Source organism: Pseudomonas sp. 22072 (assembly GCF_052046095.1).
Lineage (GTDB): Bacteria > Pseudomonadota > Gammaproteobacteria > Pseudomonadales > Pseudomonadaceae > Aquipseudomonas > Aquipseudomonas paracarnis.
Genome location: NZ_JBQEQE010000031.1, coordinates 1 through 15,844 on the forward strand (window position 1 = coordinate 1; position 15,844 = coordinate 15,844).

Here is a 15,844-nt window from a genome sequence, read left to right on the forward strand (position 1 = left end):
CTCCCTCGCCACAGTTGCCGATTCTGTCTTAACTGACTGGCATTAGGGCTTGCCCACCGCTATCACAGGCAAGCCAGCTGCCACAGTTGATTGCATTCCGAATGTAGATCGCAAAAAAAACGCCAACCCTAGGGTTGGCGTTTTCGCGCAGCACTTAGCGCATCACTGCGGCTTCTTGCGGCCAAAACCAGGACGCTGACCGGAACCGGCCGGTGCGCCACGGCGCTTGCCCGAAGGCTCGTCCGCGACCAGTTTCGGGCCAGGGCGCTTGTTCGCCGCTGGCTTGGCTGGACGCTTGGTGCTGGCGTTGTCGGCCGGGCGATCCGCTTCACCACGGTTGCTGCGACCACCCGCCGGAGCAGGACGCGGCGTACGTGGCGCACGCTCACCTTCTTGACGCGATGGTGTGGTGGGGCGGCGTTCACCTTCAATGTGCGGCTGACGCGAGATACGACCGCCGGTGGCCGGTGCATCCAGCGCAGGGCGCAGGGTGCGAGCAACACGTTCGGTACGTGGTACTGGGCGCGACGATTTGCGCTGCATACGCTCAAGCTTGTCTTTGCTCTTGGCGTTCATCTGCGGCATGGCAACCGGCGTCAGGCCCACTTCGGCGCTGAGGATATCGACTTCGTACTGGCTCATTTCGCGCCAGCGGCCCATCGGCAGGTCGGAGTTCAGGAACACCGGACCAAAACGCACGCGCTTGAGGCGGCTGACCACCAGGCCCTGGGACTCCCACAGGCGACGCACTTCACGGTTACGGCCTTCCATCACCACGCAGTGGTACCAGTGGTTGAAACCTTCGCCACCCGGCGCCTGCTTGATGTCGGTGAACTTGGCCGGGCCGTCTTCGAGCACCACGCCCGCCTTGAGGCGTTCGATCATCTCGTCATCGACTTCACCACGTACACGCACGGCGTATTCACGGTCCATCTCGTAGGACGGGTGCATCAGGCGGTTGGCCAACTCACCGTCAGTGGTGAACATCAGCAAGCCGGTGGTGTTGATGTCCAGGCGACCGATGTTGATCCAGCGGCCTTCTTTAGGCTTGGGCATCTTGTCGAACACGGTCGGACGGCCTTCCGGGTCGTCACGGGTGCAGATCTCGCCGTCGGGCTTGTTGTACATGATCACGCGGCGCACCGATTCGGCGGCCTCTTCACGCTTGATGACCTTGCCATCAATGGTGATTGCATCGTGCAGGTCGACGCGCTGGCCGAGGGCTGCCTCGACGCCGTTGACCTTGATGCGCTTCTGGGTGATCCAGGCTTCGACGTCGCGGCGCGAGCCCACGCCGATACGCGCCAGCACTTTTTGCAGCTTTTCGCCTGCTGGGCCGATTTCCTGGTCTTTCTGGTCTTGGTCATTCATCGTAAGCACCTCCCGGTGGGTCGATTCAGGCGTGGCCTGAGGGTATTGAAAGCGGGGCCTTGGCCGAATAGGTCGGCAAGGGGTCGCGAATCATACGCGCATGGCGCGTGTTGCGCATCACAGACTAGTCGATAACGCCCAGCTCATTTGCTTTTCCGCCGACCGGTGGCCCCCAGGGCCAGCAATCGCAGCTCGGCTTCGGCCAGCACCGTGCGCTTGTCGGCTTTATCGAGTTTCTTCCAGGCACGGATTTCACGCTTGCTGCGGCCACAGCCGACGCAGATGTCATCGTTGAATTTGCAGATGCTGATGCACGGGTCTTTCATGGCACTCATGGTCGATCCTCTGTGGGAGCTGGCTTGCCTGCGATGGCATCACCTCCTTGCATCTGGGAGACCGAGGCGTCTGCATCGCAGGCAAGCCAGCTCACACATGGGTTGCGCAGTGAAAGTCAGAGCCGGTCAGTCTTCGAGCTGGCGGCGCTCGTTCTCGATGGCCTCGGCCAGCGCCCGGGCTTCGTCTTCTTCGTCACTCAGGGGCGGCTGTTCGAGGGCGGCGACGGCGGCCAGGAGCTTTTCCCGGGCTTGGGCCACGCCAAGCACATCGTCTTCGGCTTCGACCTCAGGCTCGGATTCAACGTTCACCTGGGTTTCTGGCTCCGCCGCACCATCACGCAGCAAATCGTCGAAGTCTGTCTTGATCCCCTGCTCCATGTCGTCCAGCTCCAGCAACAACGTATGGAAACTGGTTTCGTCCTTGGGCTCCTCCGGCTCGGCGCTGGCGTCGGCCAGTTCCTGCAGGCTTTGCGGCACCGGCGCGTCGTCGAAGTCGAGCACCGGCTCGGCCTCCATTTCGCGCAGCTCGGCCAGGGGTGGCAGGTCGTCGAGGTTTTTCAGGTTGAAATGATCGAGGAACACCTTGGTGGTGGCGAACATGGCTGGTTTGCCCGGCACATCGCGGTAGCCAACAATGCGGATCCACTCACGTTCCAGCAGGGTCTTGACGATATGGCTGTTGACCGCCACACCACGCACATCTTCGATCTCGCCTCGGGTGATGGGCTGGCGATAGGCGATCAGCGCCATGGTCTCCAGCATCGCCCGGGAGTAGCGCTGCGGGCGTTCTTCCCACAAACGCCCGACCCACGGTGAAAACTTCTCACGGATCTGCAGGCGGTAACCCGACGCCACTTCACGCAGTTCAAAGGCACGGCCCTCGCAGGATTTGCGCAGGATCTCCAAGGCCTTCTTGAAGACCGGCGGCTCCGGGCGTTCGGCCTCTTCAAAGAGTTCGAACAGGCGCTCCAGAGATTGCGGTTTGCCCGAGGCCAGGAGAAAGGCCTCCAGCAAAGGGGCCAGTTCGCGGGGTTCAGTCAGATTCATCGATTCAGCTCGTTATTCGGCTCGCGCCCGCACGTGGATAGCCGCAAAAGGCTCATTCTGCACCAGCTCGACCAAGGACTCCTTCACCAGCTCAAGGATCGCCATAAAGGTCACCACCACGCCCAGTCGGCCCTCTTCGGCAGTAAACAACTCGACAAAGGGCACAAACCCACCTCCCTTGAGACGTTCCAGCACATCGCTCATGCGCTCGCGGGTGGACAGCGCTTCACGGCTGACCTGGTGGCTCTCGAACATATCGCCACGGCGCAGTACTTCGGCCATGGACATCAGCAATTCTTCCAGACTCACGTCCGGCAGCAACTTGCGCGCGCGCGCCTCGGGAGCGTCGAGCTTGGGCACCACCACATCACGGCCCACACGGCTCAGGCCGTCGATGCCTTCGGCGGCGGCCTTGAAGCGTTCGTACTCCTGCAGGCGGCGGATCAGCTCGGCGCGCGGGTCATCCTCTTCGGCTTCCACCGTCTCCGAGCGCGGCAACAGCATGCGCGACTTGATCTCGGCGAGCATGGCCGCCATCACCAGGTACTCGGCGGCCAGTTCCAGGCGCACCGACTGCATCAGCTCGACATAGCCCATGTACTGGCGGGTGATTTCTGCCACCGGAATGTCGAGGATGTTGATGTTCTGCTTGCGGATCAGGTACAGCAGCAAGTCCAGCGGGCCTTCGAAGGCTTCAAGGAACACCTCCAGGGCGTCCGGCGGGATGTACAGGTCCAGGGGCATTTCCATGACCGCCTGGCCATACACCATGGCAAACGGCAGTTCCTGCTGGGCGCCAGCCTGGGGATCAGCGGCTTCCACGGCTGACATTCAGGCCTCGACCATGAACGGAGCCGGATCGCCACAACCCACACGCACCACTTCTGGTTCGCCATCGGCCAGGTTGATCACCGTGGAGGCCTTGTTGCCACCGTAGCCGCCGTCGATGATCAGGTCGACGTGCTTTTCCAGCAAACGGCGCATTTCGTAAGGGTCGTACAACGGCTCGGTTTCGCCGGGCAGGATCAACGACACGCTCATCAGCGGTTCGCCCAATTCGGCCAGCAGCGCCAGGGCAATCGGGTGTTCCGGCACGCGCAGGCCAATGGTGCGCTTCTTCGGGTGCAGCAACAGGCGCGGCACTTCGCGGGTGGCGTTGAGGATGAAGGTGTAGGGCCCCGGCGTGTGGGCCTTGAGCAGGCGGAAGGTGCCGGTGTCGACCTTGGCGAACAGCCCGAGCTGGGACAAGTCGCTGCAGATCAGCGCAAAGTTGTGCTTGTCGTCCAGCTGGCGCAGGCGTCTTACTCGCTCCACCGCGCCCTTGTCGCCGATCTGGCAGCCAATGGCGTAGGACGAATCAGTCGGATAGATCACCACGCCGCCGGCACGGATGATTTCCACGGCCTGTTTGATCAGGCGCGCCTGAGGGTTTTCCGGATGAATCTGGAAGAATTGGCTCACGTGCTCTACCTGTTCAGACGGTGGCAATAATGGGGTCATGCTTGAATCGCCCCCACAACAGCGGCAGATCTTCCGGGACCTGGCGATATTCGCCAATCTCGGACCAGCCGCCTGGGCCATGAAAATCACTGCCGGCACTGACCAGCAGACCAAATTCGCGGGCGAGGATCGCCAGGCTGCCGACCTGTTCGGCGGGTTGATGCCCGTTGACAACCTCGATGGCGTGGCCACCCGCTCCAATATAGTCGCTGATCAGCTTGCGGCGCTTGCTGCGGGTGAAATCGTAATGCCAGGGATGCGCCAGGCTCACCCAGGCCCCGGAGGCCCGCAGGGTCTGGACGGTGTCTTCCAGGGTTGGCCAGTGCAGCTTCACATCGCCCAACTTGCCGGCGCCCAGCCATTTGCGAAAGGCCTCGGCGCGATCCTTCACATAGCCTTCACGCACCATCCAGTCGGCAAAGTGCGGACGGGCCGGTGCGTTGCCGCTGTCGCCCAATTCCTGCTGGATAGCACGGGCACCGTCGAGGGCACCTGGCATGCCTTTAAGGCTGAGCTTGCGGCTTATTTCTTCGGACCGCAGCCAGCGGCCATCGTGCAATTGGGCAATCGCCGCCACCAAGGGCGGGGCCTTTTGATCAAAACCGTAGCCCAGCACGTGGATGGTGGCGCCGCCCCAGGTGCAGGACAATTCCACGCCGTTGACCAGCTGCATACCCAGGGAGTGCGCGGCCTGGCGGGCTTCGTCGAGGCCTTCAAGGGTGTCATGGTCGGTCAATGCCAAAACTCGCACGCCTTTTTCAAACGCACGCGCAACCAGTACCGCGGGCGCCAGGGCGCCGTCGGAGGCCGTGCTGTGGCAGTGCAAATCAACATTCACGGGGGTGTGTAACCTCAAGTCAGCTGGCGCTATCGCAACCAAGGATGTTTGTTATTATGCCGACACATCCAGCTTCTGGCTCTTACTGTGAAACAATTCATCGACTTCATCCCGCTGTTGCTGTTTTTCATCGTTACCAAACTCGACCCCAGGGTCATCGAAATCGCCGGCCACGAGCTGTCGTTCGGGGGCATCTACAGTGCCACTGCCGTACTGATCATCAGCTCTATCGTAGTGTACGGCGCCATCTTCATCTCGCAGCGCAAGCTGGAAAAAAGCCAATGGCTCACCCTCGTCGCCTGCCTGGTGTTCGGCGGCCTGACCCTGGCCTTCCACAGCGAAACCTTCCTTAAATGGAAAGCCCCGGTGGTCAACTGGCTGTTCGCCCTGGTGTTTATCGGCAGCCACTTCATCGGTGACCGCCTGCTGATCAAGCGGATCATGGGCCATGCGCTGACCTTGCCGGAGCCGGTGTGGGGGCGCTTGAACGTGGCCTGGATCGTGTTCTTCCTGTTCTGCGGCGCCGCCAACCTGTTCGTGGCCTTCACCTTCCAGGACTACTGGGTCGACTTCAAAGTGTTTGGCAGCCTGGGCATGACCGTATTGTTTTTGATCGGCCAGGGCATCTACCTGTCACGCCACCTGCATGACACCACACCGAAAACCGAGGACTGACATGCTCTACGCCATCATTGCCACCGACGTTGCCAACTCCCTGGAAAAACGCCTGAGCGTACGCCCGGCCCACGTCGAGCGCCTCAAACAGCTGCAAGCCGAAGGCCGCATGGTACTGGCCGGCCCGCACCCGGCCGTCGACAGCAACGACCCAGGCGACGCGGGTTTCAGCGGAAGCCTGATCGTCGCCGAGTTCGCCTCCCTGGCCGACGCCCAGGCCTGGGCCAAGGCTGACCCTTATGTCGCAGCAGGCGTCTACGCCGATGTAGTGGTCAAGCCGTTCAAGCAAGTCTTGCCTTGAGCCTGGCTGCGTCGAACCTAATCGTTTCGGCGCACTCCTAATGGCTCACGGCGTCACCGGTGGGGCCTTCGCCGCCGACAATGGCTAAATTGAGTGAGTCATGAGCGAGCTGTTACTGATAGATGATGACCAGGAGCTCTGTGAGCTGCTGACCAGTTGGTTGAGCCAGGAAGGTTTCCAGGTACGCGCCTGCCATGACGGCCTGAGTGCCCGAAAAGCCCTGGCCGACAGTGCGCCGGCGGCCGTCGTACTGGATGTTATGCTGCCCGACGGCAGCGGCCTGGAGCTGCTCAAGCAATTGCGCAACGACCACCCGGAGCTGCCGGTGCTGATGCTCTCGGCCCGGGGCGAACCCCTGGACCGCATCCTCGGCCTGGAACTGGGCGCCGACGACTACCTGGCCAAGCCTTGCGACCCACGCGAGCTGACGGCGCGCCTGCGCGCCGTGTTACGCCGTAGCCACCCGGCCGCGGTATCGACCCAGCTGGAACTGGGCGACCTGTGCTTCAGCCCGGTGCGCGGCGTGGTCAGCATCGATGAACAGGAGTTTGCCCTCACCGTCTCCGAAAGCCGCCTGCTCGAAGCATTGCTGCGTCAGCCCGGCGAGCCCCTGGATAAACAGGAACTGGCGCAGATCGCCCTGGGCCGCAAGCTGACCCTGTATGACCGCAGCCTGGATATGCACGTCAGCAACCTGCGTAAAAAGATCGGCCCACACCCCGATGGCCGGCCACGGATCGTGGCGCTGCGTAGTCGTGGTTACTACTACAGCCTCTAAACATCACGCTCAACCCGTGGGAGCTGGCTTGCCTGCGATAGTGGTGGGCCAGTTAGCATGAGGGTGACTGACACACCGCTATCGCAGGCAAACCAGCTCCCACCCGCGTTCTCATCAGCCTCGAGGGTTTTGTCAGTTCCTATCAAACCCGTCTTTACCGAAGCTTTACCCTCCCCTGACCGCCGCTGACCTTGCTCTGCGTAACCTACTCACATCCGGACTCACCGGAATAGAGACAGGAGAATCACCATGCGCAAGACCCTTATCGCTTTGATGTTCGCCACTGCCCTGCCCACCGTTGCCATGGCAATGCCGGAAGGCCCAGGCCCGATGGGTGGTCCTGAAAACCACATGATGGGCGGCCCAGGCCACGGTGAACACGGTCCGCGTGGCAAAGGCGGCCCGTTCAGCCAGCTGGACTTGAGCAAGGAACAGCGCGAGCAGATCCGCAAGCTGATGGGTGACCAATGGCACGCCCGCAAAGACCTGGTCAAAAAGTACCTGGACAAACTGCCAGCCGCTGACCAGAAGGCGATGCAGGACGAAATCGCCGCCGGCAAGCAGAAAACCCAGACCGATATCCGTGCCGTGCTCAAGCCCGACCAGCAGAAGAAGTACGACGAAATCGTCAAGAAACAAGCCGAACGCCGCGCCGAATGGAAAGAGTTCCAGGCCTGGAAAGCCCAGCAAGCGCAAAAAGCGCAATAATGGCCTAGCTTCACCCCAGCCCAGTGGTTCGCGCCGCTGGGCTTTTCCTGTTTGAGGGTTTCCTGTGCGTTCATTGTTCTGGCGTATCCTGGCGAGTTTCTGGCTGGCCATCGCCCTGGTTGCCGGTTTGTCGATCCTGCTTGGGCACATGCTCAACCAGGATGCCTGGATTCTCAGCCGCCACCCTGGCCTCAACAACCTGGCCCAAGAGTGGACGCAGCTCTACGAAACCCAGGGCGAAGACGCCGCCCAGGAGTTGCTGCAGCAGCGCAAGCGCCAGTACCACATCGACGTGCAAGTGCTTAACGAAAGCGGCGAGCCAGTGGTGCGCGGTACCTTCCCGCGCCGCGCCGCCGCCTTCGAAGCCCGCCAGAACGACAGCCAGGACGGCCACCTGCCGTGGCGACGCCTGACCGCCGAATACACCAGCGCCAAAACCGGCGATACCTACCTGCTGATCTACCGTATTCCTCACCCGGAGCTGGACGCCTGGCACCGCAGCAGCCTGCTGTGGCCGCTCAGTGCATTGGCGATTACCCTGGTGGTGCTGACCCTGTTCAGCCTGCTGGTGACCTTGTCCATCACCCGCCCACTCAGCCGTTTGCGCGGCGCGGTGCATGATCTGGGGCAAACCACTTATCAACAGAACAGCCTGGCGCAACTGGCCAACAGGCGCGATGAATTCGGCGTGCTGGCCAACGACTTCAACCGCATGGGCGCACGCCTGCAAAGCCTGATCGGCAGCCAGCGCCAGTTGCTGCGCGACGTGTCCCACGAACTGCGCTCGCCGTTGGCGCGCTTGCGTATCGCCCTGGCCCTGGCCGAACGCGCCAGCCCCGAAGAACGGGAAAAACTCTGGCCGCGCCTGACCCGCGAATGCGATCGACTGGAGGCCTTGATCAGCGAGATCCTGGTATTGGCGCGGGTCGACGCCGACAACGCCAGCGCCGAAGACATCGACCTCACCCCGTTGCTTAAAACGCTGCAAAAGGACGCCCAACTCAGTGCCCCCGAGCAAGTGGTGCAACTGACGACTGCCAATGACTTGCAGCTTAAAGGCTGGCCGACCATGATCGAACGCGCCGTGGACAACCTGCTGCGCAATGCCCAGCGCTTCAACCCGGTGGGCGAACCGATTGAATTGCAGGCCCAGCATCAAGGCGGGCGCATTCTGATCAGCGTACGCGACCACGGCCCCGGCGTTGAAGCCGAGCACCTGAGCCAATTGGGCGAGCCGTTCTACCGGGCGCCAGGCCAGACCGCCCAAGGCCATGGCCTGGGCCTGGCCATCGCCCGTCGCGCCGCCGAGCGCCATGGCGGTAACCTGATCCTGGCCAACCATCCCGATGGCGGCTTTATCGCCAGCATCGAACTGCCCTTGATCCCTGGGGTTGCCACACCGGTGGGATGATCTTCTATAGTGGCCCTTCTCTTACGGAGGGCCTTTGATGACAGACCTGCTGACTCCCATCCAAGCCGCACTCGCTTTACCGCACGCCCCACTGCCCCAGACCCAGGCCGGCGCCTTGCCCTCGACCTTCGCCGTGACAGACCTGGCGGCCGCCAGCATCGGCGCCGCGGGCCAGGCCGTCGCCCAGTTGATTGAGCAACAAACCGGGCGCCTGCCCAGCGTCAGCGTGGATCGGCGCCTGGCCTCGTTGTGGTTCTCCTCGTCGATTCGCCCCGTGGGGTGGCAAGTGCCGCCTTTGTGGGACCCGGTAGCGGGTGATTACGCCAGCGTGGATGGCTGGATCCGTCTGCACACCAACGCGCCCCATCACCGCGCAGCGGCCGAGCGGGTATTGGGGCCTGCCGCTGATCGCGCAGCCATGGCGAGTAGAGTCGCGACCTGGAAAGCCGCCGAACTGGAACAGGCGGTTGTCGATGCGGGCGGTTGTGCGGCGCAGATGCGTAGCTGGCAAGCCTGGCAGCAGCATCCCCAAGGCTTGGCGGTAAACGCCGAAGCGTTGATCCAGCGTCAGGTCTTCGAACCCGGCACCGACAAACCCTGGCTCGGTTCCGCAGCGCGCCCACTGGCCGGCATCAAGGTGCTGGATTTGACCCGGGTGCTGGCCGGCCCGGTGGCCAGTCGTTTCCTCGCCGGCTTGGGTGCCAGCGTACTGCGCATCGACTCGCCCACCTGGAACGAACCTGGCGTCGTCCCGGAAATGACCCTGGGTAAACGCTGCGCCCGCCTGGATCTAACGAGCCACGACGACCGGCAAGTGTTCGAAGCGTTGCTCAAGGACGCCGACATCCTGTTCCACGGTTACCGCGCCGATGCCCTGGAGCAACTCGGTTATACCCTTGGCGAACGTCAGCACATCGCCCCCGGACTGATCGACGTCAGCCTCAACGCCTACGGCTGGAGCGGCCCATGGCGTAATCGTCGTGGCTTTGACAGCCTGGTGCAGATGAGCAGCGGGATTGCCGAGGCCGGCATGGCCTGGAAACAGACGGATAAACCGCTGCCGCTGCCGGTGCAGGCGCTGGATCACGCCACCGGCTATTTGATGGCCGCCAGTGCGATCCGGGCTTTGGCCGAGCGCCTGGACTCCGGACGCGGCGGTTCGGCGCGCTTGTCGTTGGCGCGTACGGCGAAGTTGCTGGTGGAGGCCGGGCAAGTGCCACAGCAAGCGGCATTGCGCGAAGAAGACATCAATGACCAAGGCCTGGTGGTGGAGCAGACAGCCTGGGGCCAGGCCCACCGGCTACTGGCGCCGCTGAGCATCAGTGGCACGCCGTTGCAGTGGGATTTGCCGGCGGTGGAACTGGGCTCGCACCGGCCGCAATGGTGACTAATACCCTGTAGGAGCGAGCTTGCTCGCGAAGGTCGCCAACGATAACGCGGGAAACCTGATACACAGCGGCGTTCTCAGGTTTTTCGCGAGCAAGCTCGCTCCTACAGGGTTGTCCACAAATGCTGCGCCGCATACGCCCTCAACGGCCGCCACGCCTCGGCACGCGCCAATAACTGCCGCGCCGATACCGGCCCACCTTCCAAAGCCGCCAAAGCATTGATCAGCCCGATATCCCCCGACGCAAACGCATCCGCCTCGCGCAACTGGCGCATGGCGATGTACTGCGCGGTCCACTCTCCAATCCCCGGCAATGCCACTAGCCTTGCAACGCCGTCCTGGAGGCTAGCCTTGGGTTCGAAAAGCTGTGGGTCATCCAACAGCGCCTGGGCCACACCAGACAACGTACGGCCCCGCGCCTTTGGCATGCCCAGGGTAGTCAGGTCCGCCGCAGCCAACACTTCAGGTGTCGGAAACAGGTGGGTAATACCGGCGTGCGGGGTTTGCAGGGTCTGGCCATACTGCGCCACCAACTTGCCCGCCAGGCGAATCGCCGCCACCACGGTGATCTGCTGGCCCAGCACTGCACGAATCGCCAGTTCCAACCCGTCCCAGGTGCCTGGCAACCGTAGGCCAGGGTGGGCCGCAACCAGTTGCGCCATCAGGGGGTCTTGCGACAATTGCGCGTTGATCACCTCAGGCACCGCATCCAGATCAAACATCCTGCGCAAGCGCCGCTCGATCTCAGGCATCGCTGCAGGCTCGGGAAAGTCGACCGTCACCTCCAGCCAATCCCCCACGCCCGGTTCGAGGCTGACCCAGCCATGTCGGCCCGCCACACTGATACTGCGCCGATACACCCCGGCGTCCACGGCTTCCAACCCGGTAATCGCCCGCGCCGATAGGAACCCCAGCATCGCCGCCCAGTCGTAGGGCGGTTGATACGCCAGTCTCACAGTGACAATACCCCGCTATACAGCCCATACGCGGCTAACCCGGCGCCCGCGATCACGCCGCTGAAAATGCCTTTTTCCACGGTGGTAAACAAGGGTTGGCCCTGCTCGCGCTTGGCCAGGGCAAACAGGATCACACCCGGTGCGTACAGCAACGCCGACAGCAGCAAATACTTCAAGCCCCCCGCATACAGCAGCCAAATCGCGTAGCCGAGGGCAACCAGCCCCACCAGCAGATCTTTCATGCGCCGGCGCTGCCAGCCTGCATAGGTTTCGCCGCGCGCGCTCAACAGCACCGCATAGGCCGCCGACCACAAGTAAGGCACCAGGATCATCGAGGACGCCAGGTAGATCAGGGTGGTGTAGGTGCTGGCGGAAAACAGCGTGATCACCAGGAATGCCTGGATCATCACGTTGGTCAGCCATAAGGCATTGACCGGCACCTGATTGGCGTTTTCCTTCTTCAGGAACGCCGGCATGGTCTTGTCCTGGGCGGTGGCATAGAGGATTTCCGCGCACAGCAGCGCCCAGGAGAGCAACGCGCCGAGCAGCGAAACCGCCAGGCCGATACTGATCAATACCGCGCCCCAAGGCCCGACGATATGCTCCAACACACCGGCCAGGGACGGGTTCTGCAATTGCGCCAGCTCCGGTTGGCTCATGATGCCCAGGGACAGCACATTCACCAGCACCAACAGGGCCAGCACGCCCACGAAACCAATCACCGTGGCGCGCCCCACGTCCGAGCGTTTCTGCGCCCGCGCCGAGTACACACTGGCGCCTTCGATCCCGATAAATACGAACACCGTGACCAACATCATATGGCGCACCTGCTCGACCACGCTGCCCATTTGCGGATTGCCCAGGCCCCAGATATCGCGAGTAAAAATATCCGCCTTGAACGCAACGCCGGCGATCACGATAAACATCAGCAGCGGCACGATCTTCGCCACCGTCGTCACCTGGTTGATGAACGCTGCCTCTTTGATCCCGCGCATCACCAGAAAATGCACGGCCCACAGCAACAGCGACGCGCAGCCGATGGCGAGCGGTGTATTGCCCTGGCCGAATGCCGGAAAAAAGTAGCCAAGGGTGCTGAATAGCAAGACGAAATAACCGACATTGCCCATCCACGCACTGATCCAGTAACCCCAGGCGGATGAAAAGCCCATGTAGTCGCCAAAACCCGCCTTGGCGTAGGCATACACCCCGGAGTCCAGTTCGGGCTTACGGTTCGCCAACGTCTGGAACACAAAGGCCAGGGTCAACATGCCGATGGCGGTGATCGCCCAGCCGATCAATATGGCGCCCACTTCGGCACGGGCGGCCATGTTCTGCGGCAATGAAAAGATGCCGCCGCCAATCATCGAGCCCACCACCAGGGCGATCAGGGCACTGAGCCGGAGTTTCTGGGCGGGTTGGGTCATGCAGCTTCCTCGAAATAAACGGTTGGGCGACAACTGCGCACATAAGTAATTCAGATTAATGACGTTGTCATAACATAAGGATATGTAAAGGTAGGAAGTTTAGGCTTATTTAGAATTTAAATACGTCAATTATGAAGCGATAGTCAAACAACGTACAAAAAATTTGCACATTCGCAAATACGAACTAGCGTCAACACCCATGCCCTCGACCAAATGATTAACCGCAAAGCAAAGAGCGCTCTATCAAGCGCCTTTGCGGGACTTGTTCGCCCGCAAAAACCTCACCCTAAGTCGTTAATTCACAATGGAATGTGCCAATGAAGTGATCTGAGTCAGCTGTTTGATTAGCGCACGGAATTATTCTGTGGTCTCTCTTCTCCTGCATTGGAGTCATGCAATGTCTGAAACTCCCGGAAAACTTCGACTAGGCGCCCTGGTCGCACTTGTCGTCGGCTCGATGATTGGCGGTGGTATCTTTTCATTGCCACAAAACATGGCCGCCAGCGCCGATGTCGGTGCAGTGTTGATCGGCTGGGTAATTACCGCCATCGGCATGCTGACCCTCGCCTTCGTGTTCCAGACCCTCGCCAACCGCAAGCCTGACCTCGACGGCGGGGTATACGCCTACGCCAAGGCCGGTTTCGGCGACTACATGGGTTTTTCATCTGCCTGGGGTTACTGGATCAGCGCCTGGCTGGGCAACGTCGGCTACTTCGTGTTGCTGTTCAGCACCTTGGGCTATTTCTTCCCGGTCTTTGGCGAGGGCAATACCCCGACGGCGGTGATCGCTGCGTCAGTGCTGTTGTGGGCCGTGCATTTCCTGGTGCTGCGCGGGATCAAGGAAGCCGCGTTCATCAACCTGGTGACCACCGTCGCCAAGGTGGTGCCGCTGCTGCTGTTCGTGCTCATCGCGCTGTTCGCGTTCAAGCTGGACATCTTCACCGCCGACATCTGGGGCGTGAAAAACCCGGACCTGGGCAGTGTGATGAACCAGGTGCGCAACATGATGCTGGTCACCGTGTGGGTGTTTATCGGCATCGAAGGCGCGAGCATCTTCTCGTCCCGTGCCGAGAAACGCAGTGACGTGGGCAAGGCCACCGTGATCGGCTTTATCACTGTGCTGCTGTTCCTGATGCTGGTGAACGTGCTGTCCCTGGGGATCATGACCCAGCCGGAACTGGCCAAGCTGCAAAACCCGTCGATGGCCGCCGTGCTGGAGCATGTGGTGGGCCACTGGGGCGCGGTGCTGATTAGCGTGGGCTTGATCATCTCCCTGCTCGGCGCGCTGCTGTCCTGGGTGCTGCTGTGTGCGGAGATCATGTTCGCCGCCGCCAAGGACCACACCATGCCGGAGTTCCTGCGCAAGGAAAACGCCAACCATGTGCCCGTCAACGCACTGTGGCTGACCAACGCAATGGTGCAGATATTCCTGGTGATCACGCTGTTTTCCGCCAGCACCTACCTGTCACTGATCTACCTCGCCACCTCGATGATCCTGGTGCCTTACCTGTGGTCGGCGGCCTACGCCCTGCTGCTGGCGGTGCGCGGCGAGACCTACGAGAACGCCCTCAAAGAGCGCAGGAAAGACCTGTTTATCGGCGCCATCGCCCTGATCTATGCGATCTGGCTGCTGTATGCCGGCGGCACCAAATACCTGCTGCTCTCCGCCCTGCTCTACGCCCCCGGCGCGATCCTGTTCGCCAAGGCCAAGCGTGAACTGGGCAAACCGATTTTCACCCCCGTCGAGAAGCTGATTTTCGCCGCAGTGGTCATTGGCGCCCTGGTGGCGGCCTATGGGCTCTACGACGGCTTCCTGACCCTGTAATTGTTGTTCACTGGAGGATCTGTAATGACCACGGAAAAAGTGAAGTACGGCGTACATTCCGAAGCCGGCAAACTGCGCAAAGTCATGGTGTGCTCCCCAGGTTTGGCCCACCAGCGGCTGACCCCCAACAACTGCGACGAGCTGCTGTTCGATGACGTGCTGTGGGTGGCCCAGGCCAAGCGCGACCACTTCGACTTCGTGACCAAGATGCGCGAGCGGGATATTGATGTGCTGGAAATGCACAACCTGCTCACCGACATCGTCGCCAACCCCGAAGCGCTGGACTGGATCCTGGAGCGCAAGATCACCGCCAACACGGTAGGCCTGGGCCTGGTCGATGAAGTCGGCTCGTGGCTGCGCAGCCTGGAGCCGCGCAAAATCAGCGAATACCTGATTGGCGGCGTATCGGCCGACGACCTGCCGAGCAGCTTCGGTGGCAAGACCATCGAGATGTTCCGCGATTTTCTCGGCCACGCCAGTTTCATCCTGCCGCCGCTGCCCAATACCCAGTTCACCCGCGACACCACCTGCTGGATCTACGGCGGCGTGACGCTCAACCCTATGTACTGGCCGGCGCGACGCCAGGAAACCCTGCTGACCAGCGCCATCTATAAATTCCACCCTGAGTTCACCAACGCGGACTTCCAGATCTGGTACGGCGACCCCGACCAGGAACATGGCGCCGCGACGCTGGAAGGCGGCGACGTGATGCCGATTGGAAATGGCGTGGTGTTGATCGGCATGGGTGAGCGCTCCTCCCACCAGGCCATCGGCCAACTGGCGCGCAACCTGTTCCAGAACAAAGCCGTGGAACGCGTCATCGTTGCCGGCCTGCCCAAATCCCGCGCCGCGATGCACCTGGACACCGTGTTCAGCTTCTGCGACCGCGACCTGGTCACCGTCTTCCCCGAAGTGGTCAACCAGATCGTGCCGTTCACCCTGCGCCCTGACGAGAGCAAGCCCCACGGCATCGACATCCAGCGCGAGAAAACCAACTTCCTCGAAACCGTGGCCGCAGCGCTCAACCTCAAGGCGCTACGTGTCGTCGAGACCGGCGGCAACAGCTTCGCCGCCGAACGCGAGCAATGGGATGACGGCAACAACGTGGTGGCCGTGGAACCGGGCGTGGTGATTGGCTACGACCGCAACACCTACACCAACACCCTGCTGCGCAAGGCCGGTGTGGAAGTGATCACCATCAGCGCCGGTGAACTCGGCCGTGGCCGTGGCGGCGGCCACTGCATGACCTGCCCGATCATCCGCGACCCTATCGACTATTAAGGAGATT

General features: G+C 61.8%; 16 protein-coding genes. 8 read left to right on the top strand and 8 right to left on the bottom strand.

Translation table 11 applies throughout. From position 1 onward, the window contains the following. Positions 1-162 precede the first annotated feature (162 nt). From rluB to ACTJLA_RS23505, 6 genes are all read right to left on the bottom strand, one after another. On the bottom strand, positions 163-1,371 hold the full coding sequence (gene rluB, locus ACTJLA_RS23480; protein ID WP_440842236.1) for a 23S rRNA pseudouridine(2605) synthase RluB: 1,209 nt from the start codon (positions 1,369-1,371) through the stop codon (positions 163-165). A gap of 143 nt (positions 1,372-1,514) precedes the next feature. After that, the gene (locus ACTJLA_RS23485) at positions 1,515-1,706 is read right to left on the bottom strand and encodes a DUF1289 domain-containing protein (protein WP_034128540.1); all 192 of its coding nucleotides are present in this window, start codon (positions 1,704-1,706) and stop codon (positions 1,515-1,517) included. A gap of 126 nt (positions 1,707-1,832) precedes the next feature. After that, a complete protein-coding gene (scpB, locus tag ACTJLA_RS23490; RefSeq protein WP_003193794.1) occupies positions 1,833-2,753 on the bottom strand; it encodes an SMC-Scp complex subunit ScpB in 921 nt (306 codons plus the stop codon). 12 nt (positions 2,754-2,765) lie between these two features. Beyond that, entirely contained in the window at positions 2,766-3,464 is a 699-nt protein-coding gene (locus tag ACTJLA_RS23495; RefSeq protein WP_164365898.1) for a segregation and condensation protein A, read from the bottom strand. 120 nt (positions 3,465-3,584) lie between these two features. Beyond that, positions 3,585-4,214: an L-threonylcarbamoyladenylate synthase gene (locus tag ACTJLA_RS23500; protein ID WP_003193796.1), complete on the bottom strand. Its 630-nt coding sequence runs from the start codon at positions 4,212-4,214 to the stop codon at positions 3,585-3,587. A gap of 13 nt (positions 4,215-4,227) precedes the next feature. Continuing rightward, the gene (locus ACTJLA_RS23505) at positions 4,228-5,091 is read right to left on the bottom strand and encodes a PHP domain-containing protein (protein ID WP_003193798.1); all 864 of its coding nucleotides are present in this window, start codon (positions 5,089-5,091) and stop codon (positions 4,228-4,230) included. An 87-nt stretch (positions 5,092-5,178) separates the two neighbouring features. Here ACTJLA_RS23505 and ACTJLA_RS23510 point away from each other — a divergent pair, with 87 nt between their 5' ends. From ACTJLA_RS23510 to ACTJLA_RS23535, 6 genes are all read left to right on the top strand, one after another. Continuing rightward, on the top strand, positions 5,179-5,766 hold the full coding sequence (locus tag ACTJLA_RS23510; RefSeq protein ID WP_054898401.1) for a septation protein A: 588 nt from the start codon (positions 5,179-5,181) through the stop codon (positions 5,764-5,766). Between the two features lies 1 nt (position 5,767). After that, the gene (locus ACTJLA_RS23515) at positions 5,768-6,067 is read left to right on the top strand and encodes a YciI family protein (RefSeq protein WP_034128543.1); all 300 of its coding nucleotides are present in this window, start codon (positions 5,768-5,770) and stop codon (positions 6,065-6,067) included. 100 nt (positions 6,068-6,167) lie between these two features. After that, complete coding sequence (locus tag ACTJLA_RS23520) at positions 6,168-6,845, top strand: response regulator transcription factor (protein WP_003193803.1); 678 nt, start codon at positions 6,168-6,170, stop codon at positions 6,843-6,845. A gap of 249 nt (positions 6,846-7,094) precedes the next feature. Beyond that, positions 7,095-7,553: an LTXXQ domain protein gene (locus ACTJLA_RS23525; protein WP_440842239.1), complete on the top strand. Its 459-nt coding sequence runs from the start codon at positions 7,095-7,097 to the stop codon at positions 7,551-7,553. Between the two features lie 64 nt (positions 7,554-7,617). After that, positions 7,618-8,964, top strand: a complete 1,347-nt coding sequence (locus ACTJLA_RS23530) for a sensor histidine kinase (RefSeq protein ID WP_440842241.1) — start codon at positions 7,618-7,620, stop codon at positions 8,962-8,964. A 37-nt stretch (positions 8,965-9,001) separates the two neighbouring features. Then, a complete protein-coding gene (locus tag ACTJLA_RS23535; RefSeq protein ID WP_034128546.1) occupies positions 9,002-10,351 on the top strand; it encodes a CoA transferase in 1,350 nt (449 codons plus the stop codon). Between the two features lie 104 nt (positions 10,352-10,455). Here the strand turns inward: ACTJLA_RS23535 and ACTJLA_RS23540 are convergent, their stop codons facing one another. Next, positions 10,456-11,307 carry a DNA-3-methyladenine glycosylase family protein gene (locus ACTJLA_RS23540; RefSeq protein WP_200583308.1) on the bottom strand — a complete coding sequence of 284 codons (852 nt, stop codon included), beginning with the start codon at positions 11,305-11,307 and terminating at the stop codon, positions 10,456-10,458. After that, a complete protein-coding gene (gene arcD, locus ACTJLA_RS23545; protein WP_054898398.1) occupies positions 11,304-12,731 on the bottom strand; it encodes an arginine-ornithine antiporter in 1,428 nt (475 codons plus the stop codon). The genes ACTJLA_RS23540 and arcD (ACTJLA_RS23545) overlap by 4 nt, the downstream gene beginning before the upstream one ends. A gap of 397 nt (positions 12,732-13,128) precedes the next feature. On the opposite strand from arcD (ACTJLA_RS23545), the gene arcD (ACTJLA_RS23550) reads away from it, so the two are divergent. After that, entirely contained in the window at positions 13,129-14,556 is a 1,428-nt protein-coding gene (gene arcD, locus ACTJLA_RS23550; RefSeq protein ID WP_014719693.1) for an arginine-ornithine antiporter, read from the top strand. Between the two features lie 24 nt (positions 14,557-14,580). Then, on the top strand, positions 14,581-15,837 hold the full coding sequence (gene arcA, locus ACTJLA_RS23555) for an arginine deiminase (RefSeq protein ID WP_014719694.1): 1,257 nt from the start codon (positions 14,581-14,583) through the stop codon (positions 15,835-15,837). Positions 15,838-15,844: the final 7 nt, after the last annotated feature.